The following is a 23,703-nucleotide window of genomic DNA, read 5'->3' as shown; positions in this document are numbered from 1 at the left end:
ACAATCATGTTACATCCCATGCACATCCTGGCGCTGTGCGCCCTGAGCGGCGCCGCCCATGCCGGCCCCATCTATAAATGCACGACCGGCGGCAAGGTCAGCTACGGCGACCAGCCCTGCGCCAACGGCAGCGCCACGCAGCTGGGCGCGGCGCCCGCGCCTGCGGCCGATCCCAACGCGGCGAAGGAACTGCAGCGCCAGAAGGACATGCTGGCCCGCCTGCAGAAGGAACGCGCCACGCACGACGCCAGGCAGGCGCAGGCGGCCCGATCGGACGCGCGCGCCTGGCAGGCGGCCGCCGTGCGGCAAGCGAAGTGCGCCGGCATGCAGCAGCAACAGTCGAAGGAACAACAGCGCCTGGCCGCCGAAGCCGCCAAGGCCGGCGGCATGGGCAAAGCCCAGCGCGACCAGCGTGCCTTGCACATGGCGCGCGCGGTCGATGCCGCGTGCCGCCGATGAAGACACTCTCACGCTGGCTGCTTCTGGGCGAATGGCGCGCGCACCCGGTGCGGGCCCTGCTCGCGGTGGCGGCGATTGCCGTCGGCGTGGCGATGGGCTTTGCCATCCACCTGATCAACGCCTCGGCCTTCAATGAATTTTCGGCGGCCGTCAAGAGCCTGTCGGGCCAGGCCGACATCCAGGTATCGGCGCGCGAGGGCGGCTTCGATGAAGCGATTTATCCGCGCTTGGCCCAGCATGCTTCGGTGGCGGTGGCCTCGCCCGTCCTGACCCTGAACGCCGGCGTGCCCGGCGCGCAGGGCAGCCTGAAGATCATTGGCCTGGACGCCTTTCGCGCCGGTTTCGTCTCGCCGGGCCTGCTCGGCGCCACCGACGGCGACAACATGGTCGACATGATGGCCGACGACGCCGTGTTCCTGTCGCCGGCGGCAATGAGCTGGCTCAAGACGCAGCGCGGCGGCACCGTGCAGCTGCGCTCGGGCACGCGCGACTTCACCCTGCGCGTGGCCGGCGGCCTGCAAGAGGCGCGGCCCGGCCAGCGCATCGGCGTGATGGACATCGGCGCGGCCCAGTGGCGCTTCGACAAGGTCGGCACGCTGTCGCGCATCGACCTGCGCCTGCGCGACGGCGTCGACCGCGCCGGTTTTCAGGGCGACCTGGCGCGCGAACTCGAACGCGAATTCCCCGGCCGCTTCAACGTCGGCCAACCCAATGACGACGATGCCGAAAGCCGCAACCAGGGCATGAGCCGCGCCTACCGCGTCAACCTCACCGTGCTGGCGCTGGTGGCGCTGTTCACCGGCGCCTTCCTCGTGTTTTCGACCCAGGCGCTGTCGGTGATCCGGCGCCGCAGCCAGTTCGCGCTGCTGCGCGTGCTCGGCGTCGAACGCGGCCAGTTGCTGCGCCAGGTACTGCTCGAAGGCGCCAGCCTGGGCGTGGTCGGCGCGCTTGCCGGCATCGGCGCCGGCTACGCGCTGGCCGCCACCGCGCTGCACTTTTTCGGCGGCGACCTGGGAGCCGGCTACTTTACCGGCGCGCGTCCGGCGGTGCAGTTCACGCCGGTGGCGGCCGTGGTGTTCTTCACCCTGGGCCTGGGCGTGGCCTTGCTCGGCTGCCTGGCCCCGGCCTGGGAAGCCTCGCGCGCGGCGCCCGCCGTGGCCCTCAAATCGGGCACCGACGAAGTCGCGCTGGCACGCCTGGCGCGCGTGTGGCCATCGGTGCTGTGCATCGTGCTGGCCGGCGCGCTGGCCTTTGCGCCGCCCGTATTCGAGCTGCCGCTGTTCGGCTACGCCGCCATCGCCCTGCTGCTGATCGGCGGGATCGGCCTGATGCCGCGCCTGGCCGCCTCCCTTTTCGGCCTGGTCAACCGCGTGGCGATGCGGCGCAACGTGCGCCACCCGGTGCTGGCGCTGACCATGGCGCGCCTGGCCAACGCCTCCGGCCAGGCCGCCATTGCGCTGGGCGGCGTGCTGTCCAGTTTCAGCCTGATGGTGGCGATGGCGATCATGGTGTCGAGCTTTCGCGTCTCGCTCGACGACTGGCTGGTGCAGCTGCTGCCGGCCGACCTGTATGTACGTATCACCAGCGGCGGCAGCGCCGGCGGCCTGGGTCCGCCCGAGCAAAGGGCGCTGACCGCCTTGCCGGGCGCCGCGCGCATCGACTTTTTGCGTTCGCGCCAGATTTCGCTCGACCCGGCGCGGCCCGACGTGCTCCTCATGGCGCGCACCATCGACGCCGCCGACCCGTCGCGCACGATCCTGATCCGCGGCGCAACCATTCCGGTGCCGAACGGCGCGGTGCCGGTCTGGGTGTCCGAAGCGGTGGTCGACCTGTATGGCGTCAAGGCCGGCGGCACGCTGCGCATGCCGCTCGCCGGCCGGCTGCGCGACTTTTTCGTGGCCGGGGTGTGGCGCGACTACGCCACCCAGGCCGGCTCGGTGCAGATGCGCCTGTCCGACTACCGCGCCCTGACCGGCGACCAGGAAGTCAACGATGCCGCCATGTGGGTCGCCAAAGGCATCACGGCCGACCGGCTGGAACAGCAGATCCGCGCCCTGCCCTTCGGGCGCACGCTCGATTTCGCCAAGCCGGGCGACATCCGCGCGCTCAGCATGACCATCTTCGACCGCAGCTTCGCCGTCACCTACGTGCTCGAAGCGATCGCCATCGCCATCGGCCTGGCCGGCGTGGCCGCCACCTTCTCGGCCCAGACGCTGGCGCGCGCCAAGGAATTCGGCATGCTGCGCCACGTGGGCGTCACGCGCGGGCAGGTGCTGCGCATTCTCGCCCTGGAGGGTGGCGCACTGACCGCGCTGGGCGTGGCCTGCGGTTTCGCGCTCGGCTTCATCATCAGCGTGATCCTGGTCTACGTCGTCAATCCGCAATCGTTCCACTGGTCGATGCAGCTGCACGTGCCCTGGACCTTGGTGGGCGCCGTGGCGGCCGTGCTGCTGGCGGCGTCGGTGGTGACGGCGCTGGTGTCGGGGCGCTTCGTCCTGTCGGGCGGACCTATTCGAGCAGTCAGGGAGGACTGGTGAAACGATTCATTTTCGCGCTGCTGCTGGCGGCGGCGCACATCTGCCAGGCGGCCGCGCCGGTATTCGGCGCGGTGACGCCCGGACGCGCGCTGACATTCCCGCTTGATTACGGCGCCCATCCGGACTACCGTACCGAATGGTGGTACGTCACGGGCTGGCTCAAGACCGCCGACGGCAAGCCGCTGGGCTTCCAGGTCACCTTCTTTCGGCGCGCCACCGACCATGACCGCGCCAATCCGAGCGCGTTCGCGCCCAAGCAGCTGGTGATCGGCCACGCCGCGCTGTCCGACCCGGCGCTTGGCAAACTGGTGCACGACCAGCGCACCGTGCGCGAAGGCTTCGGCCTGGCGCACGCCAAAACCGGCACCACCGACCTGAAACTGGACGACTGGCGCATGGTGCGCGGGGCCGACGGCACCTACCAGGTGAGCATCGCCTCGCCGCATCTGAACCTGAACCTGACCCTGGCGCCGACCCAGCCGGTGCTGCTGCAGGGCCAGAACGGCTACTCGCGCAAAAGCGCGCAAAGCCAGTACGCGAGCTACTACTACACCGAACCGCAGCTCAAGGTACGCGGCACGGCCGCTGCCGGCGGCGGCGCCGCGCGCACGGTCGAAGGGACTGCCTGGCTCGATCACGAATGGTCCACCGAGGCGCTGCCTCCCGACACCCAGGGCTGGGATTGGGTCGGCGCCAATCTTGCCGACGGCTCGGCGCTGATGGCTTTCCAGATCCGCAGCAAACAAGGTGGTAAACTATGGGCGCACGCGACCGTGCGCGACGCGGCCGGCAAAGTGACGCAATACGCCCCCGACGACGTGATGTTTACGCCGCAGGCTACTTGGACGTCACCGCGCACGAATGCCGTCTACCCGGTGGCGACGAGAATAACGACGGGCGCCACGCACTGGCAGATCACCCCGCTGCAGCAAGACCAGGAGCTCGACTCGCGGCGCTCGACCGGCGCCGTGTACTGGGAAGGCGCGGTGACGGTCAAGCGCGATGGGGCGCAAGCCGGCCAGGGGTACCTTGAAATGACCGGTTACGACCGCGCGATGAAACTTTAAAAAACGAACACTGAAGCACTGACACGATGACCAACAGCTCCACCAGCAACACCAGCAGCTCAACGAGTAGCACCGCGTCCGACGCGAACCGCAAGGGAAGTCTCGCCGCATTCAAAGGCCTGTTCCCGTTCCTGCGCCCATACCGCCGCCAATTCCTGATGGCCGGCGTGGCGCTGGTGGTCGCCGCCTGCGCCACCTTGGCGATTCCGGCCGCCTTCAAGCAGATGATCGACCTGGGCTTCGGCGCCTCGGCCGGACCGAAAAGCATCCGCCATGTCGACGCCACCTTCCTCGCCCTGTTCGGCGTGGCGGCGGTACTGGCCGTGGCCACCGCCGCGCGTTTTCTCACCGTATCGTGGCTGGGCGAGCGCGTCACCGCCGACATCCGCAGCGCCGTGTACAAGCACGTGGTCGATCAGAGTCCCGAATTTTTCGAGACCACCCAGACCGGCGAAGTCCTCTCGCGCATCACCACCGACACTACCCTGATCCAGGCGGTGGTCGGCACCAGCATCTCGACGGCGCTGCGTAACGTGCTGCTGTTCGTGGGCGGCCTGGTGATGCTGTTCGTGACCAGCGTCAAGCTCTCCGCCATCATCCTCGGGCTGCTGGTGCTGGTGGTGGTGCCGATCGTGCTGTTCGGGCGGCGCGTGCGCAAGCTCTCGCGCGACTCGCAAGACCGCATCGCCGACGCCTCCGCCATGGCCGGCGAAATCCTCAACGCCATGCCGACGGTGCAAGCCTTCACGCACGAAAAAATCGAATCGGCGCGCTTCGGCAAGTCGGTCGAAGGCGCCTTCCAGACCGCGATGCGGCGCATCCGCGCGCGCGCGCTGCTGACGTTGATCGCCATCGTGCTGGTGTTCGGCACCATCGTTTTCGTGCTGTGGCTGGGCGCCCACGCCGTCCTGCAGGGGACGATGACGGGCGGCGACCTTGGCCAGTTCATCTTGTATGCATCGATCGTGGCCGGCTCGATCGGTGCGCTGTCGGAAGTGATGGGCGAAGCCCAGCGCGCCGCCGGCGCCACCGAACGCCTGCTCGAACTGCTGTCGGTACAATCGTCGATCCAGAACCCGGCCAAACCGGTGGCCCTGCCCGCGCGCACCGCCAGCGGCGCAGCGCTGGCCCTGAACGACGTCGCCTTCTCGTATCCGTCGCGGCCTGAAACGGCGGCGCTGGGGCACCTGACGCTGTCGATCGCGCCAGGCGAAACGGTGGCCGTGGTCGGCCCGTCGGGCGCTGGCAAGACCACCCTGTTCCAGCTGTTCCTGCGCTTTTACGACCCGCAAAGCGGCACCATCACGCTCGACGGCGTCGACATCAAACGGCTCGACCTGCACACCCTGCGCGACGCGATCGGCATCGTCCCGCAGGACACGGTGATCTTCTCGGCCGACGCTATGGAAAACATCCGCTACGGACGCGCCGGCGCGACCGACGCCGAAGTGATCGCCGCGGCGCGCATGGCGGCCGCGCACGAATTCATCGAACGCCTGCCGCAGGGGTACAAATCGTTCCTGGGCGAGCGTGGCGTGCGGCTCTCGGGCGGGCAGCGTCAGCGCATCGCGATTGCGCGCGCGCTGCTGAAAAACCCGCCGCTGCTGCTGCTGGACGAAGCGACGAGCGCACTCGATGCCGAATCGGAGCGCCTGGTACAAAGCGCGCTGGAAGCGGCGATGGTTGGCCGCACCACGGTCATCATCGCGCACCGGCTGGCGACGGTGCAGCGGGCCGACCGCATCATCGTCATGGAAGATGGGCGGATCGTCGAAACCGGCACGCACGCCTCGCTGGTGGCGCTGGGCGGCATTTACGCCAACCTCGCCGCCCTGCAGTTTCACAACATCCACATCGCCCACGAAGCGGCCTGATTGCCTAACCGGGTCAGAGCACTCCCCCACACCGGGGTCAGAGCTCTGACTCGAAACTTTTAACACTTTTATTGCCTACAGGTGTCAAAATCCAGTCAGGCAACAATTGGGGCTGCATGAACAGGACTTGGCCCACCCCTGCTTGAGGAATGATGATGATCGGCGTAGCGGCAATAACAGCCTGATTCGCGATTCGCCGGCTGAGATGTAACAATGTTGCAAGTCAGAGCTCTGACCCCGATTGGGAAATTAGTTGCCGAAGGAGAGTGTTTTGACGGATGCCGAGTTGTTTCTACACTGCCATACGGTGCTGCCGGGCCATCGGGCGCGTACGCCGGCCGAGACGTTCCGCGCCATGGCCGCGTGGTGCGAGGATAATCATGTCGCCCATGATGTCTACGGCAACGGCGCGCTGATCGAGCAGTTCGAGGAGAAAATCGCCAGCCTGCTCGGCTTCGAGGCGGCCGTGTTCTGCATCAGCGGCACCATGGCCCAGGTCACGGCGCTGCGCCTGGCCTGCGAGGACCGCGCCAGCACGCTGGTCGCGCTGCATCCGACATCCCACATCATCATTCACGAAAAATCGAACTACCAGCTGCTCGGCCACTTCCACGCGCTGCTGGCGGGCGAACGCCATCGCCCCTGGACGGCGGCCGACCTGCGCGCCCTTCCCGACAAACTCGGCGCCGTCGCCATGGAAGTGCCGATGCGCGAAATCGGCGGCCAGAATCCGACCTGGGAACAGCTCGATGCGATCAAGGCCCATTGCCGCACCCGCAACGCGCACCTGCACATGGATGGCGCCCGCCTGTGGGAGGCGGCCGCCGGCTACAAGCGCACGCCGCGCGACATCGCCGCCGGCTTCGATTCGGTCTACGTGTCGCTGTACAAGGGCATCGGCGGCTTAGGTGGCGCCATGCTGGCCGGCAGCCGCTCGTTCGTCGAGCGTGCGGCCGAGTGGTTCCGGCGCGAGGGCGGCAATGTGATCCACCGCTCGCCCTACGTAGTGTCGGCCGCGATGCAGTTCGATGCGCGCATCGCCGCCATGCCGCACTACTTCCGCCGCACCGAATGGCTGTTCGAGGTGCTGCGCGATTATCCGGCCATCCGCGTCAATCCCGCCCGCCCCCAGGCCAACATGCTGCATCTGCACCTGCCGGTCAGCCGCGAACGCGCCATCGAGATCCGCAACCGCGTCGCCCGCGACCACCAGGTATGGCTGTTCGGCCGCGCCGCCCCGGGCGCGCTGGCCGATACCAGCATCGTGGAACTGTACGTGGGCGAAAACCTGGCCGCCCTGCCCGACCAGCGCGTGCGCGACAGCATCGAGCTGCTGGCCCGGGGCATGGCTGGCCAGTGATCATATATAATCAGGAGTTTTAGCGATGCGCCAATACCTCGACTTCATGCGCCATGTGAAAGACCATGGCACCGAAAAAACCGACCGCACCGGCACCGGTACGCGCTCCGTCTTCGGCCACCAGATGCGCTTCAACCTGCAGGACGGTTTCCCGCTGGTGACGACCAAGAAGCTGCACCTCAAATCCATCATCCATGAGCTGATCTGGTTCCTCGCGGGCTCCACCAATACCGGCTACCTGAAGGACAATGGCGTGAGCATCTGGGACGACTGGGCCGATGCCAACGGCGACCTGGGTCCCATCTACGGTTACCAGTGGCGCAGCTGGCCCACCCCGGGCGGGGAGCATATCGACCAGATCACCCAGGTGCTCGACCAGATCAGGAACACGCCCGACTCGCGCCGCATGATCGTCTCGGCCTGGAACGTGGCCGACATTGCGAACATGAAGCTGCCGCCTTGCCACGCGCTGTTCCAGTTCTACGTCGCCGACGGCAAGCTGTCGTGCCAGCTGTACCAGCGCAGCGCCGATATCTTCCTGGGCGTGCCGTTCAATATCGCCTCGTACGCGATCCTGACCCACATGATGGCGCAGCAGGCCGGCCTGGAAGTGGGCGACTTCGTGTGGACCGGCGGCGACTGCCACCTGTACTCGAACCATCTGGAGCAGGTCGACCTGCAGCTCTCGCGCGAACCGTTCGCGCTGCCGCGCCTTGTCATCAAGCGCAAGCCGGACTCGCTGTTCGACTACAAGTTCGACGACTTCGAGGTGGTCGGCTACGAGTCGCACGCGCATATCAAGGCGCCGGTCGCGGTGTAGGACGCCGGGACGCGCCGTTCATGCGGCGCGCCCCGGGCCTGCAACTGCGTCAGAACTCTTCCCAATCCGATTCGGCGGCCGTGCTGGCGGCGCGCTTTTGCGGGGCCGGCTTGGGCGCGGCGGCCTTCCTCGGGGCCGCTGCGCTCTTGCCGGCCAGGCGCGGTGCCACGGGGGCGGCCTTGCGCTGCGGCGCGTGGCGCGCTGCCGCTACCGGCGCGCGGCTACCATCGAGCTTGAACACGCTGACCACCTGCGTCAGCGTACCGGCCTGCTCCTGCAGCAGTCCGGCGGCGGCCGCCGCTTCCTCGACCAGGGCCACGTTTTGCTGGGTGATCGAGTCCATCTGCCCGACCGCTTCGTTGATCTGGTCGATGCCCGCCGTCTGCTCGGCGCTGGCGGTGGTGATCTCGCCCATGATGTCGGTGACGCGATGGATGCTGGTGACGATTTCCTGCATCGTCAAGCCGGCCTGGTCGACCAGCTTGGCGCCGCTGTCGACTTTTTCGACCGAGTCGCCGATCAGTTCCTTGATTTCCTTGGCGGCGCCGGCCGAACGCTGCGCCAGGTTGCGCACTTCGGACGCCACGACCGCAAAGCCGCGCCCCTGTTCGCCCGCGCGCGCCGCTTCGACGGCGGCATTGAGCGCCAGGATATTGGTCTGGAACGCGATACCGTCGATGACGGCGATGATGTCGACGATTTTCTTGGACGAGGCGTTGATCGAGCCCATGGTCTCGACTACCTGCGCCACGACCAGGCCGCCCTTGGTGGCCACTTCCGACGCGGACAGCGCCAGCACGTTGGCCTGGCGCGCATTGTCGGCGTTCTGGCGCACGGTGGAGGTCAATTCTTCCATCGAGGCGGCGGTCTGCTCCAGCGAACTGGCCTGGGAGCTGGTGCGGTCCGACAGGTCGGTATTGCCGGCCGCGATTTCGCTCGATGCGCTGGAAATGGTGTCGGTACTGCTGCGCACCTCCGATACGATATCGGCCAGGTTCGATTTCATCTTGGCCATCGCGCCCAGCAAGGCGCCGATTTCGTTGCGCCCGTGCGATTCGATCTGCCCGGTCAGGTCGCCGTCGGCCACGCGCACGGCGATCTGCATGGCTTCCTGCAGCGGCACCGAAATGGCCTTGACCAGCGCCCAGCCCACCGCCACGCCCAGCACCACGCCGATCACCAGGATGCCCATCATGCCGTAGGCGATGCGCGCAAGACTGGCGTTGACCATTTCGTCATCGGCCTTGACGCGCTTGTCGGCCAGTTCCTTGAGCGTGGCCAGGGTGGCGTCGCCGATGCGGTAGCCCGGGTTGATCTTCTTGATCAGGACCGTCTCGGCGTCGTCCCACTTCTCGGCCTTGATGAAGGCGGCGGCCGCGCGCACGTTCTCGATCCCCAGTCCGTCGCTCTTGGCGTACCACTCCTGCGCCAGGCGCTTTTCTTCGGGCGACCTGACGCTGGCGATGTACTCTTCCCAGCGCTTGGCGGTACGTCCGGCGATCGCATCGATCTGGTCGAAGTGGACCGTCAGCGGGTGGTCGTGCAGTTGCGACCAGCTCAGGACCGGATTGTGCTGGAGCGCCTGCAAAATCTGGCTGCGGTTAAGTTCCATTTCGAGGCGGATCGACGTCTGCACGGTGGTGTTGCGCTGGTCTTCGACGGTGATGTCGCGCACCAGCCCGACCGAATGGCGTCCGCTGTAAATGCCCATGGCGCCAATGGCGACCATCAACACGATCAGGAATCCGAGGACTCCGATCACAAGTGTCCTGATTTTCATGTTATCGAACATGCGTAGCTCCTTGTATGACTAGTAATTGGTGGTGTTGCCTGCACCGTGCCGGATAGTGCTGAAAAATGCGTGGATGCCCTTGCGCAGTTCGTCGACGTGCTCGAACTCGAGATAGGTGACATCGCACAGGTCCTGCAGCTCGCGGATCAGGGTGGTCTTGATCGGTGCGTGCTTCCATACCAAAAACAGAACGGGCGAGCAGCGGCCCTTGAAGATGTGGTACCCCAGCTCGAAGGCGCTGCTCTCGCTCATGCCGACCCGGATGTTGACCACCGCGTCCGCATGGTCGAGCAGCCCGAGACGGTGGTCGCGGAAGTGCTTGGGGGTGAACGGCAGGTGGTAATCGCGCTCGAACGACTTCTTGAAGGTGTCCGCGCTTTCGGCGCGGGTGCCGGTCAGGTAGTCGAACGCATGCGGCATGCCGTTGGCGCTGTCGATCAGGTCCATGATGTCGCCGATCAGGCGCTGCTGCTCGGCGTCCGATTCCGTGAACGGCTGGCGGATGAACAGCTTGAGCGGCGTGCCGCCGGCCGTGCGTTCGCGCGAACGGGCGCGCCGCTCGGGCAGGATGGTGGAAGCGGCAGCCAGGTCGGCGGCGCTGGGCAGCGCGCGCGCGGGCGGCGCCGGTTCGGCCTCGGGGTGCTTGGCGTGCAGTTCCTGGAGCGAAGCCAGGCCGTAGCTGTCGGCGTGGCGGGCCGCTTCGAACATGCATTCGGCGGCGGCAATGGTGGTGCACACCACCGTGCCGGCCGCCAGCGCCGCCACCCGCAGCGGCCGCGATGCCACCACGGCGCTGCGTTTTTCATCGACCGTCAGGATCATCAGGGCGATCTCGCGCGCGGCCAGGCGGTCCATGATGACGGCGTCGTCGATGTCCTCGACCGCCATGTCGGCGGCGCGGATGACGGTCGCCGTCACCAGGCTGGCGCACAGGGTAAAGCCGGCGCCGCTCAGCTGGCGCGCCAGCACCACCGCGCGCGCCTGGTCGCCACGCTTGACGCGCAGGTACACCAGGCCCGCGCGCGGCACCTTGACCGAGGCGCCCAGCTGGGCCTTGAAGTAGGCTTCGCCGAAGGTCGAACCGACACCCATCACTTCGCCGGTCGATTTCATTTCGGGGCTGAGGATGGTGTCCACGCCAGGGAACTTCGCGAACGGGAATACCGCTTCCTTGACGCTGAAGCACGGCGCCACCGCTTCGTCTAGCATGCCCTGACTGGCCAAGGATTGCCCGGCCATGCAGCGCGCGGCGATTTTTGCCAGCTGCATGCCGGTGGCCTTGGACACGAACGGCACGGTGCGCGATGCGCGCGGGTTCACTTCAAGGACGTAGACCACGTCGTGCACGCGAGCGTCGACCCGCTTTTGCTGGACCGCGAACTGCACGTTCATCAAGCCCACCACCTTCAGTTCGAGCGCCATGAGCGCGGTCTGGCGCTTGATCTCGGCCACCGTGGCGGCGCTGAGCGAGTGCGGCGGCAGCGAACAGGCCGAGTCGCCCGAGTGGATGCCGGCCTGCTCGATATGCTCCATGACGCCGCCGATCAGGGTACGCACGCCGTCGCACACGCAGTCGACGTCGACCTCGATGGCGTCGTTCAGAAAGCGGTCCAGCAGCACCGGCGAATCGTGCGAGACGGTGACCGCTTCGCGCATGTAGCGTTCCAGGTCGGCCTGCTCGTGCACGATTTCCATCGCGCGCCCACCCAGCACATACGATGGACGCACCACCAGCGGGTAGCCGATTTCCTCGGCCAGGCGCACTGCTTCAGGCTCGGTGCGCGCGGTGCGGTTCTGCGGCTGGCGCAGGTCCATCTTTTGCAGGAATTGCTGGAAGCGTTCGCGGTCTTCGGCCGCATCGATCATGTCGGGCGAGGTGCCGATGATCGGCACGCCGGCCGCTTCCAGCGCCAGCGCCAGTTTCAACGGGGTCTGGCCGCCGTACTGCACGATCACGCCGGCCGGTTTTTCGAGCGCGACGATCTCCAGCACGTCTTCCAGGGTCACCGGCTCGAAATACAGCCGGTCGGAGGTGTCGAAGTCGGTCGAGACGGTTTCGGGATTGCAGTTGACCATGATGGTTTCGTAACCATCGGCGCGCAGGGCCATGGCCGCATGCACGCAGCAGTAGTCGAATTCGATACCCTGGCCGATACGGTTCGGGCCACCGCCGAGCACCATCATCTTGCTGCGCGAGCTAGGCGCCGCTTCGCATTCTTCGTCGTAGGTGGAGTACAGGTAGGCGGTACTGGTCGAAAACTCGGCCGCGCAGGTGTCGACACGCTTGTACACGGGCCGCACGCCGAGCGCATGGCGCGCTTCGCGCACCGCCTGTTCGGTGGCGCCCAGCAGCGCCGCCAGGCGGCGGTCGCCGAAGCCCTGCTGCTTGAGGCGGTACATCACCGGCTTGTCGAGCGCGGCCAGGGTTTGCTGTTCGATCCACTGCTCGACCGCGACCAGGTCGTGGATCTGCGCCAGGAACCATGGGTCGATGGCGCTGCAGGCGTGCACTTCCTCCTGGGTCAAGCCCTGGGCGAAGGCTTCGCCGACGTACCAGATACGGTCCGGCCCCGGTTTCGACAATTCTTCTTCGATCACGGCGCGTCCGGTCTGCATGCCGTCGCGGCGCACGCCGTCAACGCCGATATCGAGGCCGCGCAGGGCTTTCTGGAACGATTCCTGGAAGGTGCGGCCGATCGCCATCACCTCGCCCACCGATTTCATCTGGGTGGTCAGGTGATCGTCGGCGCCGGCGAATTTTTCGAACGCGAAGCGCGGGATCTTGGTGACCACGTAGTCGATCGACGGCTCGAACGAAGCCGGCATGGCGCCGCCGGTGATTTCGTTGCGCAGTTCGTCGAGCGTGAAGCCGACCGCCAGCTTGGCGGCCACGCGCGCAATCGGAAAGCCGGTGGCCTTGGAGGCCAGCGCCGACGAACGCGAGACGCGCGGATTCATTTCGATGACGATCATGCGGCCGTCAGCCGGATTGACCGCGAACTGCACGTTCGAGCCGCCCGTGTCGACGCCGACTTCGCGCAGCACCGCCACCGAGGCGTTGCGCATGATCTGGTATTCCTTGTCGGTCAGCGTTTGCGCCGGCGCCACGGTGATCGAGTCGCCCGTGTGCACGCCCATCGGGTCGAGGTTTTCGATGGAGCAGACGATGATGCAGTTATCGAGCTTGTCGCGCACGACTTCCATCTCGAACTCTTTCCACCCGAGCAGCGACTCTTCGATCAGCAGCTCATTGGTGGGCGACAGTTCCAGCCCGCGCTGGCAGATGGTGTGAAACTGCGCCGCATCGTAGGCGATGCCGCCGCCGCTGCCGCCCATCGTGAACGATGGGCGGATCACCACAGGAAAGCCGAGCGGACCTTGCGCTTCCCATGCTTCGGCCATGCTGTGGGCGACACCCGAGCGGGCCGAGGCCAGCCCGATGCTGGTCATGGCGGCCTTGAACTTGGCGCGATCTTCGGCCTTGTCGATCGCTTCGGGCGTGGCGCCGATCAGCTCGACCCCGAATTCGGCCAGCACGCCGTGGCGGTGCAGGTCGAGCGCGCAATTGAGCGCGGTCTGCCCGCCCATGGTCGGCAGGATGGCGTCGGGACGCTCCTTGGCGATGATGCGCGCCACCACTTCCCAGGCGATCGGCTCGATGTAGGTGGCGTCGGCCATCTCGGGGTCGGTCATGATGGTGGCCGGGTTGCTGTTGACGAGGATGACCTTGTAGCCTTCCTCGCGCAGCGCCTTGCAGGCCTGGGCCCCGGAATAGTCGAATTCGCAGGCCTGGCCGATGACGATCGGGCCGGCGCCAATAATCAGGATGCTACGGATATCTGAACGCTTAGGCATGGTTACGGCTTTCCATCATGGTGACGAATTTGTCGAACAGACCGGCCAGGTCGTGCGGGCCGGGTGAGGCTTCGGGGTGGCCCTGGAAGCAGAAGGCGGGACGATCGGTGCGCTCGAACCCCTGCAGCGTGCCGTCGAACAGCGACACGTGGGTGACGCGGCAGTTGGCCGGCAAGGTGGCCGCATCGACCGCGAAGCCGTGGTTCTGGGAGGTGATGGCGACCTTGCCGGTGGCCAGGTCCTGCACCGGGTGATTGGCGCCGCGGTGGCCGAACTTCATCTTGACCGTGCGCGCGCCCGAGGCGAGCGCCATGATCTGGTGCCCGAGGCAGATGCCGAAGACCGGCGTGCCGCTGTCGATCAGGGTGCGCGCGGCCTCGATGGCGTAGTCGCAGGCTTGCGGGTCGCCCGGGCCGTTGGACAGGAAGATCCCATCCGGGGCCAGCGCCAGCGCCTCCTGCGCGCCCGCTTGCGCGGGCAGCACGGTGACGCGGCAGCCACGCCCGGCCAGCATGCGCAGGATGTTGTTCTTGACGCCGTAGTCGAAGGCCACCACGTGCAGGTGCGGCGCCGGCGCCGGCGCAAAACCGGCGCCCAGCTGCCACGGGCCTTCAGTCCATTCGTAGGCCGTTTGGGTGGAGGCGACCCGCGCCAGGTCCATGCCTTCAAGGCCGGGGAAGGCGCGCGCCAGGGCCAGCGCCTGTCCCGGCTCGCCGCCGACGACAATGGCGCCGTTCTGCGCGCCTTTCTCGCGCAGCAGGCGGGTAAGCTTGCGGGTATCGATATCGGCAATCGCCACCACGCCCTGCTGCGCGAGATAGTCGGACAGGCTGTGGGTCGAGCGGAAATTCGAGGCCAGCAAAGGCAGGTCGCGGATGATCAAGCCGGCCGCCTGCACCCGCGCCGATTCGCCGTCTTCCGGGTTGATGCCGGTGTTGCCGATGTGGGGATAGGTCAGGGTGACGATCTGGCGCGTATAGCTCGGGTCGGTCAGGATTTCCTGGTATCCCGTCATGGAGGTATTAAAAACGATTTCGCCGCTGGTCTGGCCGGCGGCGCCGATGGCGGTGCCTTCGAACAGCGTGCCGTCCTGCAAGGCCAGCGTCGCACGCGGGCGGGCGCCGTTGCTGTTACTAAGTGGGTGCTTCATGTGGTCTCCAGACTGTAGGTCACCCGCAGCCGGTCCAAGCGACGTTTTCCCTTGCAATCCGATCAGAAAAAATTGCCATTTCTATCTCTGTTGCGGCGAGTGTTCAAGTACGATACAGCAAACAAAGCAGTTGCCATACAGAAATTAATGTGTGACGTTTTATCCCAACACTTAGTTTTGCGTTTGCCAATTTCCCCTTTGTAATTAAGGATATACGGCAAAACAAGAGTGTGAGAGTGTGTTACTTTTCATCCGGAAACTATCCGGGCGGACGACGGGCTCGAGGCCGTGTTCGCCGGATCAAGATCGTCCAGCCTGCCCGATTTCGATGATAATGGCGACATTCTGATTTCCTTGAAACTAGGCTGTATGACAACACTCTCACTCATTGTTGCAATGGATGCCGCGCGCGGCATCGGCATCGACAACACCCTGCCCTGGCGCCTGCCGGAAGACCTGGCGCACTTCAAGCGCCTGACCACCGGGCACCCGATCATCATGGGCCGCAAGACGTTCGATTCGATCGGGCGCCCGCTGCCGAACCGGCGCAACATCGTCATCACCACCAATCCGGACTGGCGTCATGAAGGGGTGGAACGCGCCTTGTCAGTGAAACATGCGCTTTCTTTGGTGGAAGGTGGCGCTGGCGATGCGCCGGCCTTCGTCATCGGCGGCGCCCAGATCTATGCGCAGACGCTGGCCCTGGCGCAGCACGTGATCGTCACCGAGATCGCGCACAGCTTCGCTTGCGACGCCTTCTTCCCGGCGCTCGACCCAAACGAGTGGATCGAGACCGCACGCGAATCGCACCATTCGGCCAGCAACGGCTTCGATTACGCCTTCGTCACCTACAGCAAAGCGGGTTGATTTCCCGGTCGGGGCGCACTGGCCAGGCCGGACAGGCAAAGCCTGGCAAGACGAGCATGCGCACGTGCGCGCGCGTGCGCGCATGTTGTGCGACACTAGCGCCCGCATGTAGTTAATCTAGCAAAAGTTTTTTCACCGGATTGCCGCCATTTCTGCGAAAATCCGCTTCTTATTTTTTATCGGTGCCGCGAGCGGCGTCCCGCAACAGGCGCGGACTTCCCTCGCGGCGCTTCGCTTTGGAGCTGTCCATGAAATTTCGTTTCCCAATCGTCATTATCGACGAGGATTTTCGTTCCGAGAACACTTCCGGCCTCGGCATCCGCGCGCTCGCCGAGGCGATGGAAAAAGAGGGCATGGAGGTACTCGGCGTCACCAGCTATGGCGACCTGTCGCAGTTCGCGCAGCAGCAGTCGCGCGCCTCGGCCTTCGTGCTGTCGATCGATGACGAGGAATTCGGCTCCGGTTCGATCGAAGACACCGATTCGGCCCTGATCGCGCTGCGCGCATTCGTGAAAGAGATCCGTCACAAGAACTCGGACATCCCGATCTACATCTACGGCGAAACGCGCACCTCGCGCCACATCCCGAACGATATCCTGCGCGAGCTGCACGGCTTCATTCACATGTTCGAGGACACGCCCGAATTCGTGGCGCGCCACATCATCCGCGAAGCCAAGTCCTACCTCGACGGCCTGGCGCCGCCGTTCTTCCGCGCGCTGGTCAACTACGCCAACGACGGTTCGTACTCGTGGCACTGCCCCGGCCACTCGGGCGGCGTGGCCTTCCTGAAGTCGCCGATCGGCCAGATGTTCCACCAGTTCTTCGGCGAGAACATGCTGCGCGCCGACGTCTGCAACGCCGTCGAAGAACTCGGCCAGCTGTTAGATCACACCGGCCCGGTCGCCAAGTCCGAACGCAATGCGGCGCGCATCTTCAATGCCGACCACTGCTACTTCGTCACCAACGGCACCTCGACCTCGAACAAGATGGTGTGGCACTCCACGGTCGCTCCCGGCGATATCGTCGTGGTGGACCGTAACTGCCACAAGTCGATCCTGCACTCGATCATCATGTGCGGCGCGATTCCCGTGTTCCTGATGCCGACCCGGAACCACCTCGGCATCATCGGCCCGATTCCGCTCGAAGAGTTCACGCCCGAATCGATCGCCCGCAAGATCGAAGCCAATCCGTTCGCGCGCCAGGCCGTCAACAAGAAGCCGCGCATTCTGACCATCACCCAGTCGACTTACGACGGCGTGGTGTACAACGTCGAGACCTTGCGCGAAATGTTGGACGGTAAGATCGACACCCTGCACTTCGACGAAGCGTGGCTGCCGCATGCGACCTTCCACGACTTCTACAAGAACATGCACGCGATCGGCAAGGACCGCCCGCGCGCCAAGGAATCGATGATCTTCTCGACCCAGTCGACCCACAAGCTGCTCGCCGGCCTGTCGCAGGCCTCGCAGGTGCTGGTGCGCGAATCGGAAACGGTCAAGCTGGACCAGGATGCCTTCAACGAGGCGTACCTGATGCACACGTCCACCTCGCCGCAGTATTCGATCATCGCTTCGTGCGACGTCGCCGCGGCCATGATGGAAGCGCCGGGCGGCACCGCGCTGGTCGAGGAATCGATCTTCGAGGCGCTCGACTTCCGCCGCGCCATGAAGAAGGTCGACGCCGAATTCGGCAACGACTGGTGGTTCCAGGTATGGGGCCCGGACACCTTCTCGGAAGAAGGCATCGGCACCCAGGACGACTGGATGATCCGCGCCGAGGACGACTGGCACGGTTTCGGCAACCTGGCCCCCGGCTTCAACATGCTCGACCCGATCAAGGCGACCGTGGTCACTCCTGGCCTGTCGCTCGACGGCGTGTTCGGCGAGTCCGGCATTCCGGCGTCGATCGTCACCAAGTACCTGGCCGAACACGGTGTGATCATCGAGAAGTGCGGGCTGTACTCGTTCTTCATCATGTTCACGATCGGGATCACCAAGGGCCGCTGGAACACGCTGGTGACGGCGCTGCAGCAGTTCAAGGACGACTACGACAAGAACCAGCCGATGTGGCGCATCCTGCCGGAGTTCGCCGCGGCCAACCCGCGCTACGAAGCGATGGGCCTGCGCGACCTGTGCCAGCAGATCCACGACTTCTACAAGACCTACGACGTGGCGCGCCTGACGACCGAGATGTACCTGTCCGACATGATCCCGGCCATGAAGCCGTCCGACGCCTTTGCCAAGATGGCGCACCGCGAGATCGAGCGCGTGGCGATCGAGGAGCTGGAAGGCCGCATCACGGCGATTTTGCTGACGCCTTACCCGCCGGGCATTCCACTGCTGATTCCGGGCGAGCGCTTCAACAAGACCATCGTCGACTACCTGCGCTTTGCGCGCGACTTCAACGAGCGCTTCCCCGGCTTCGAGACCGACGTGCACGGCCTGGTCAAGCGCGAAGTCGATGGCAAGCGCGGTTATTTCGTCGATTGCGTGCGCCAGTAATTCGCGGGCCATGCGCCACGCAAAAAAGGAACCTTCGGTTATATGGAGTAACTGACCAGTCATGATCTGGCCTCAAAAATGCCGTCTCGATTCCACGAGACGGCTTTTTTTTGCATAACGTTATGCCATGTATGGAGTAAAACCGATCGCATGGTGACCCTGCTTAAGTCGGAAACCGACCGGGTGTTGGACATGCGGTCGCAACCCAAGGCTGAGCCTTTGGATTTGATCCAGATTCTGCCGGCCTCGACACAACTGCTGCCATCGGAGATCGAGGCCCTGCGTCACGCCGTCAGTAACAAGTTCTTCAGCGAGCAGGACTGGAAATGCGACGAGAACGGAAGGATCACCGATCACATGGGCAGGCAACTATACAAGGTCGGCTATACGACTTCGATCCTTAAACTCCTTGGCAAAAGCAATGCCAGATTTGGTGCATGATAAAGACGAAGGAATTGAAGGAGGCGGAGTCCGAAGCGCTGCGACCTGTAATTTCACGTTTTTGATTTAAAGACATAAATGGTTTATATCGTTATTGACTCAAAGCGACCAAGTCGTGCGAAACGAAAGGCGGCCACCGGTTGAATCCGCACCCCAAAGCGGACGTTCCCGTTACGAATCTGGGGCCTACACTTCTGCTCAAATTCGGCAAGATTCACAGCATTAGGCTGGAGTGAAAGTTGCTCGACATCCCGGTTCAATGCCCGTGTTTCAAGACGCTGCCGTGATAGCACGCGCCAGCACGTCCGGGTCATGCCCCGGCAGCATCCCGTCGAGAATTAGCTGCGACAGGCCATGAACCATGCACCATAGTTTGAGACTCGTAACGGCCGCGTCGCTCGCCGATGGGGAGCGGGCCAGCAGCGCCGCCCGCATCGCTTCGGAGGCCGCGATCCAGGCCGTTTGCAACTCCGGATGGCGGGCACGCTCGACGATGGCTGGCCCGTACATCAGCCGGAAGCGACCGGGGCGCGCCACGGCAAAGCGAACATAAGCCTGCCCCATGGCGGCCAGTGGATCGTCTGCCGCGCCAATCGCCTCGCTCAGCGCGCGGCCAAAGTCCTCGAACCCCTTCTGGGCCACAGCGGCGAGCAAGGCTTGCTTGTCGCCGAAATGGCGGTACGTGGCCGGCGGCGATACCCCTGCACGGCGCGCGACTTCGCGCAGGCTGAACGCGCCGGCATCGCCTTCATCGATTAATTGATCGGCAACTTCGAGCAGCGTTTTACGCAAGTCACCGTGGTGGTAGGGTTTGGTTGATGTTGACATTGTTCACATGGGGGCGTGGTTTACGGCGTAAACATACTTTACTCCAAAAAGAGAACATCGTGAGAATACTGATCATGGCGCTCGGCAGCCTGGGCGATAACTTGCCATTCATGGCACTCGGCGCCGAGCTGGCGCGGCGCGGGCACGAGGTTCGCCTCTACGGCAACGGCTATTTCCAGCGTCACGCCGAGGAGCGCGGCCTGCATTTCACCGCGACCAGCGAGGCGGTCGAGTACGAAAACTTCCTCAATTCCCCTGCCGCCACCAACCCGAAGGAAGGCATGCGCCTGGTGGCTGCCGGCGTAATGGCGCGGGTGGAAGCGTCGCACCAGGTCATGGCGCAGGATGTGTTGCCCGGCCAGACCATCGCCATCGCCTCGACCTTCGCCTTCGCGCCACGTTTGCTAAGCGAGACGCACGGCATTCCGGTCACCGTGATTCATCTGTCGCCGTCACTGCTGCGCTCGGAATTTTGCGCGCCGCTTCTCCCCACTGGGCCATATGAGCGCCCTGCCGCGCTTCGTCAAGCGTTTCATCTGGCGCATCATGGATAGCAAGTTTATGGATCCGCTTTATACGGTCCCGTTCAACCAGATCCGCGCCCGCCTCGGCTTGCCACCGGTCGCGAGGATGTTTCACCAATGGCTGCACCAAGCCGACACAACGCTGTGCATGGCACCCGACTGGTTTGCCGAGCGCCAGCCCGACTGGCCGGTGCAGGGCTTCCCCATGGCAGAGCACGGTGAAAACCAGCCCCTGCCCCTCGAGCTCACGGACTTTATCGATGCCGGCCCGGCGCCCGTGGTGATTACCGCAGGCACGGCTAACGCGGTGTCGCACGCATTTTTCAGCAGCGCCATCGCCGCCTGTCGTCTGCTGGGAAAGCGCGCCATCGTTGTCACGTCGGATCCGAAGCAGCTGCCCCCCGACCTGCCCTACGGCATGATTCACGTGTCCTACGCCCCGTTCGCCGCCTTGCTTCCGCACGCCCTGGCGTTCATCCACCACGGGGGCATGGGACCGGTCAGCCAGGCACTACGGGCCGGCGTGCCGCAGATGATCCAGCCGATGGCTTTCGATCAGTTCGACAATGCCAGCCGCGTTACGCAGCTGGGCGTTGGCAACGAAATTTTGCCTCGTCATTTCGCACCCGAGCGTGTCGCCCGCAGTCTGGAAACTCTCGTCACCGATGCCTCGATAGTCGCAAGCTGCAAGCGATATAAGGACTTGCTGCAAGACGCGGACGGCATCATGCGGACCTGCAACCGGCTGTTGGAAGCGCTGAACAATTAAGTGCTTTGCATACGAATTGCTCAACACTGTAGTGAAGCGGACACGGACCGCTCAGGAATGTTCACTGCGGGCTCTGGCCAAGGCGGCTGTGCGCCGGCCGCTACCGCCCCAACGCGGGCGGTCAAGAAATAACTGCTCCTGGCCAGCTACAGCCGCGTGTTCGCTGCCGGTAGACTAGACGTCATCTGAATGTAGATGACCGCAGTGTCATGGTACAACTTAGCTACCTCTCCCGTCGCTACGAAGCCGTTGCGGGCGTAAAACCTCTGAGCTCCGAGGTTTGACTTCGCAACGTTAAGAACCATTTCCCTATCAATCCGTGAGCGTGCCGCATCTAGCAAAGCCTGGCCCGCACCTTTTCCTCGAACATCTCTGCGAACGAACATCGCCCGTAATTGATTTCCGTACATGGCTGCGAATCCTAAGACTTCCCTATCCTCAACAATCAGTACAACCGATTCCTGGAACGCCGCCAGAATAACGGCGTCCTTGTCTAACGGAGTGATTTCAAAATCATCGTTTTCGAACTGGAGTTCGTCGCTTTTTGCTTCGATATAGATACTGCACACAGCAGGGAAGTCTAGTTCAGTAAAATCGCGCACTACCATTGCTCAATACCCCCATATGTTCAGCGGCGGCTTCTGTCCGCTTGAAGACTCGGCCTTGTTGCCTTGCAGCGGTCGTACGATCAACTAGGCCGAAGGTTGTTATGATGCGAGAGCTAGTGCGTGCTGAATGTCGGACGATCCCGGCGGGCCGGCTATCGATAACCGGCTGCGGCAATCAGGCCTTGGGAAGCGTAACCCCAACCTGCCCCTGATATTTGCCGCCGCGGTCCTTGTACGATACCTCGCACACTTCGTCCGATTCGAAGAACAGCACCTGCGCCACGCCTTCGTTGGCATAGATTTTCGCCGGCAGCGGCGTGGTGTTGGAAAACTCCAGCGTCACAAAACCTTCCCACTCCGGCTCGAACGGGGTGACATTGACGATAATGCCGCAGCGGGCGTAGGTCGATTTGCCCAGGCAGATCGTCAGCACATTGCGCGGAATCCGGAAGTATTCGACGGTGCGCGCCAGCGCGAACGAATTGGGCGGAATGATGCAGAAGCCCTTGCCCGAAACGTCGACGAAGTTGTTCTCGTCAAAATTCTTGGGGTCGACGATGGTGGTATTAATATTGGTGAACAGCTTGAATTCATCGGCGCAGCGGATATCGTACCCGTAGCTCGACGTGCCGTATGAAACGATTCTCTGACCATCGAGTTCCTTGACCTGCCCTGGCTCGAAAGGCTCGATCATGCCCGTTTCCGCAGCCATTTTGCGGATCCATTTATCAGATTTAATGCTCATACGTGTCGTTCCAGAAGAAAGAATTGGTCAGGTTGCGCTGTCCCTGCCGCGCTGCTTGCACGGCAAAGAGAGAATTTCCCGCGATTTTACGCGAAAAGTCCTCATCGGCGGCAGTCCGCGGCCTGTTTTCTCTGGTATGGCGGGGATGCATTGCCGCGCTGTTCTAGCGCTGCGCGAGCAGTTTGGCGATCATCTCGCGCGTCAGGCGTCCCGCAAGCTCGGGCGACTCCATCGGAAACAGATGCCCGCCTCCGGGAATTTCGGCGAAATTGCCGCCCACCAGCTTGCGCGTGGCGTCCAGGCCGGCCTGGCGCAGCTCCACCGATTCGGTGCCGGCGATGAAGCCGATCGGCACCGGGTAGGCCCCGTTCATCACGCTGCCGAGGTGGTGCGGCAGGCCGCGATAGATTTCGGTTTCCACATCACGCGAAAAGCGCAGCTGCACCCCGTCCGGATGGGGTTCGAGGCCATGTTCCAGGTAATCGTGCAGCACGCCGGGCGCCCAGGCCGCGAACACGGGCTTGGAGACAAAGTGCTCGTAGGCCGCCTGCACGGTGGGCCACACCGTGCGGCGCCGGCGCGACAGGCGGGCCGGCGACAAATAATCGCTCCAGTTCTGGTTCGATTTCACCAGCCGCCAGAGCATGGCGCGCCAGCCCGCCACCACGGGCGAGTCGAGCATCACCACGCAGCGCACCAGGTCCGGCCGCTCCCTGGCCGCCATCATGCTCAGCATCCCGCCCAGCGAATGGCCGACCAGGATGGCCGGCTCGCCGTAGCCTTCCAGCGTGGCGATCAGGTGCTCGACCAGCTTGGGCCAGCCGTCGCTGACCGGGTAAGCCGGATCGTGGCCGTACATATCGACCGCGCGAATGTCGTAATCGGCGCGCAGCTGGTCGAAGAACTTGCGGTAACTGCCAGCCGGAAAGCTGTTCCCGTGCGAGAAATGGAGGATCGGTTTCGTCATTTTTCGATTGTAAGACGATTCCGCGACCGGCCATACAGGATTAGAGGGAAACCCCTACTGTCAGCGTCGCGACGTAGCCCAGGCTCGCGCTGCCGCTTCTCCATTAATTCAGCGAGATCGGCAAGCGGGGTATCAGGCCCTTGAAAAAAGGCCAGGCCAGTAGTCGACGGCAAGCGCGACGAGCAGGCAAGCAGCTACGGCAATATCGGCCATTACCACCCGCCCTACCGAAGAGTTATAGTTCCCTACCGACCACGCAACAATCACAAACGATGTTACGCTGACCAGCCCGGCAAAATATGCGAGCGACCGCCAGGCGGGAATGAGTGCCGCGGCCACCAGGAGTAATCCTAACAGGCCGAACATGACGGCGCGATGCTGCATCAGGATCAACAAGTTCGGGTCCTGGATGCGCACTCCGTAGAGCTGAGCCAGATGCGACTCGCCAAGCACGCCTGTCGCAGGGATGAGGTGAATCAGTGCGGCGATGACCAACATGGCAGGGATAAGCCGTTGCATCGTATTTTCCTTGATCGGTG

At 64.2% G+C, this 23,703-nt stretch carries 19 protein-coding genes; 11 read left to right on the top strand and 8 right to left on the bottom strand.

Features of this window, described 5'->3' with window-relative positions; translation table 11 throughout:
• Positions 1-6 precede the first annotated feature (6 nt).
• The 6 genes from RBA40_RS13050 to thyA all read left to right on the top strand — a co-directional run bounded on the left by RBA40_RS13050 (position 7) and on the right by thyA (position 8,117).
• On the top strand, positions 7-459 hold the full coding sequence (locus RBA40_RS13050; RefSeq protein WP_306648284.1) for a DUF4124 domain-containing protein: 453 nt from the start codon (positions 7-9) through the stop codon (positions 457-459).
• Positions 456-2,996, top strand: coding sequence for an FtsX-like permease family protein (locus tag RBA40_RS13045; protein WP_306648283.1), 2,541 nt, complete (start codon positions 456-458; stop codon positions 2,994-2,996). The genes RBA40_RS13050 and RBA40_RS13045 overlap by 4 nt, the downstream gene beginning before the upstream one ends.
• On the top strand, positions 2,993-4,063 hold the full coding sequence (locus RBA40_RS13040) for a lipocalin-like domain-containing protein (protein ID WP_306648282.1): 1,071 nt from the start codon (positions 2,993-2,995) through the stop codon (positions 4,061-4,063). The genes RBA40_RS13045 and RBA40_RS13040 overlap by 4 nt, the downstream gene beginning before the upstream one ends.
• Positions 4,064-4,089: 26 nt before the next feature.
• Positions 4,090-5,937: an ABC transporter transmembrane domain-containing protein gene (locus RBA40_RS13035; RefSeq protein WP_306648281.1), complete on the top strand. Its 1,848-nt coding sequence runs from the start codon at positions 4,090-4,092 to the stop codon at positions 5,935-5,937.
• 271 nt (positions 5,938-6,208) lie between these two features.
• Positions 6,209-7,297, top strand: coding sequence for a threonine aldolase family protein (locus tag RBA40_RS13030; RefSeq protein ID WP_306648280.1), 1,089 nt, complete (start codon positions 6,209-6,211; stop codon positions 7,295-7,297).
• 25 nt (positions 7,298-7,322) lie between these two features.
• Positions 7,323-8,117 carry a thymidylate synthase gene (gene thyA / locus RBA40_RS13025; protein ID WP_306648279.1) on the top strand — a complete coding sequence of 265 codons (795 nt, stop codon included), beginning with the start codon at positions 7,323-7,325 and terminating at the stop codon, positions 8,115-8,117.
• 49 nt (positions 8,118-8,166) lie between these two features.
• Here the strand turns inward: thyA and RBA40_RS13020 are convergent, their stop codons facing one another.
• The 3 genes from RBA40_RS13020 to carA are packed head-to-tail and all read right to left on the bottom strand — an operon-like array spanning position 8,167 to position 14,914.
• Positions 8,167-9,909: a methyl-accepting chemotaxis protein gene (locus tag RBA40_RS13020; RefSeq protein ID WP_306648278.1), complete on the bottom strand. Its 1,743-nt coding sequence runs from the start codon at positions 9,907-9,909 to the stop codon at positions 8,167-8,169.
• An 18-nt stretch (positions 9,910-9,927) separates the two neighbouring features.
• Complete coding sequence (gene carB, locus RBA40_RS13015; RefSeq protein WP_306648277.1) at positions 9,928-13,764, bottom strand: carbamoyl-phosphate synthase large subunit; 3,837 nt, start codon at positions 13,762-13,764, stop codon at positions 9,928-9,930.
• Positions 13,757-14,914 carry a glutamine-hydrolyzing carbamoyl-phosphate synthase small subunit gene (carA, locus tag RBA40_RS13010; protein WP_306648276.1) on the bottom strand — a complete coding sequence of 386 codons (1,158 nt, stop codon included), beginning with the start codon at positions 14,912-14,914 and terminating at the stop codon, positions 13,757-13,759. The genes carB and carA overlap by 8 nt, the downstream gene beginning before the upstream one ends.
• 369 nt (positions 14,915-15,283) lie before the next feature.
• On the opposite strand from carA, the gene RBA40_RS13005 reads away from it, so the two are divergent.
• The 3 genes from RBA40_RS13005 to gmtX all read left to right on the top strand — a co-directional run bounded on the left by RBA40_RS13005 (position 15,284) and on the right by gmtX (position 18,723).
• Positions 15,284-15,781 carry a dihydrofolate reductase gene (locus tag RBA40_RS13005; protein WP_306648275.1) on the top strand — a complete coding sequence of 166 codons (498 nt, stop codon included), beginning with the start codon at positions 15,284-15,286 and terminating at the stop codon, positions 15,779-15,781.
• 248 nt (positions 15,782-16,029) lie between these two features.
• On the top strand, positions 16,030-18,282 hold the full coding sequence (locus tag RBA40_RS13000; RefSeq protein WP_099882760.1) for an arginine/lysine/ornithine decarboxylase: 2,253 nt from the start codon (positions 16,030-16,032) through the stop codon (positions 18,280-18,282).
• Positions 18,283-18,432: 150 nt separating this feature from the next.
• Positions 18,433-18,723, top strand: a complete 291-nt coding sequence (gene gmtX, locus RBA40_RS12995; protein WP_306648274.1) for a gamma-mobile-trio protein GmtX — start codon at positions 18,433-18,435, stop codon at positions 18,721-18,723.
• Between the two features lie 270 nt (positions 18,724-18,993).
• Here gmtX and RBA40_RS12990 read toward each other — a convergent pair whose 3' ends face one another.
• The gene (locus tag RBA40_RS12990; RefSeq protein WP_306648272.1) at positions 18,994-19,551 is read right to left on the bottom strand and encodes a TetR/AcrR family transcriptional regulator; all 558 of its coding nucleotides are present in this window, start codon (positions 19,549-19,551) and stop codon (positions 18,994-18,996) included.
• Between the two features lie 59 nt (positions 19,552-19,610).
• Here RBA40_RS12990 and RBA40_RS12985 point away from each other — a divergent pair, with 59 nt between their 5' ends.
• Both RBA40_RS12985 and RBA40_RS12980 read left to right on the top strand, forming a co-directional pair.
• Positions 19,611-20,105 (top strand): glycosyltransferase, encoded by a 495-nt coding sequence (locus RBA40_RS12985; RefSeq protein ID WP_306648271.1) that lies wholly within the window; start codon positions 19,611-19,613, stop codon positions 20,103-20,105.
• Complete coding sequence (locus RBA40_RS12980) at positions 20,053-20,844, top strand: glycosyltransferase (RefSeq protein ID WP_306648270.1); 792 nt, start codon at positions 20,053-20,055, stop codon at positions 20,842-20,844. Before RBA40_RS12985 ends, RBA40_RS12980 begins: the two co-directional genes overlap by 53 nt.
• A gap of 146 nt (positions 20,845-20,990) precedes the next feature.
• Here the strand turns inward: RBA40_RS12980 and RBA40_RS12975 are convergent, their stop codons facing one another.
• The 4 genes from RBA40_RS12975 to RBA40_RS12960 form a co-directional block, all read right to left on the bottom strand.
• On the bottom strand, positions 20,991-21,446 hold the full coding sequence (locus tag RBA40_RS12975) for a GNAT family N-acetyltransferase (protein WP_306648269.1): 456 nt from the start codon (positions 21,444-21,446) through the stop codon (positions 20,991-20,993).
• 181 nt (positions 21,447-21,627) lie between these two features.
• Entirely contained in the window at positions 21,628-22,197 is a 570-nt protein-coding gene (gene dcd / locus RBA40_RS12970) for a dCTP deaminase (protein ID WP_099879511.1), read from the bottom strand.
• Between the two features lie 163 nt (positions 22,198-22,360).
• Positions 22,361-23,164, bottom strand: coding sequence for an alpha/beta fold hydrolase (locus tag RBA40_RS12965; RefSeq protein WP_306648268.1), 804 nt, complete (start codon positions 23,162-23,164; stop codon positions 22,361-22,363).
• Between the two features lie 132 nt (positions 23,165-23,296).
• Positions 23,297-23,683, bottom strand: a complete 387-nt coding sequence (locus RBA40_RS12960; protein ID WP_306648267.1) for a phosphopantetheine adenylyltransferase — start codon at positions 23,681-23,683, stop codon at positions 23,297-23,299.
• Between the last annotated feature and the right edge of the window lie 20 nt (positions 23,684-23,703).

Origin of the sequence: Massilia pseudoviolaceinigra, assembly GCF_030846505.1 — a bacterium.
Classification (GTDB): Bacteria; Pseudomonadota; Gammaproteobacteria; order Burkholderiales; family Burkholderiaceae_D; genus Telluria_A; species Telluria_A violaceinigra.
The sequence above is the reverse complement of the archived record's forward strand: the minus strand, read 5'-3'. Positions and strand labels throughout refer to the sequence as shown.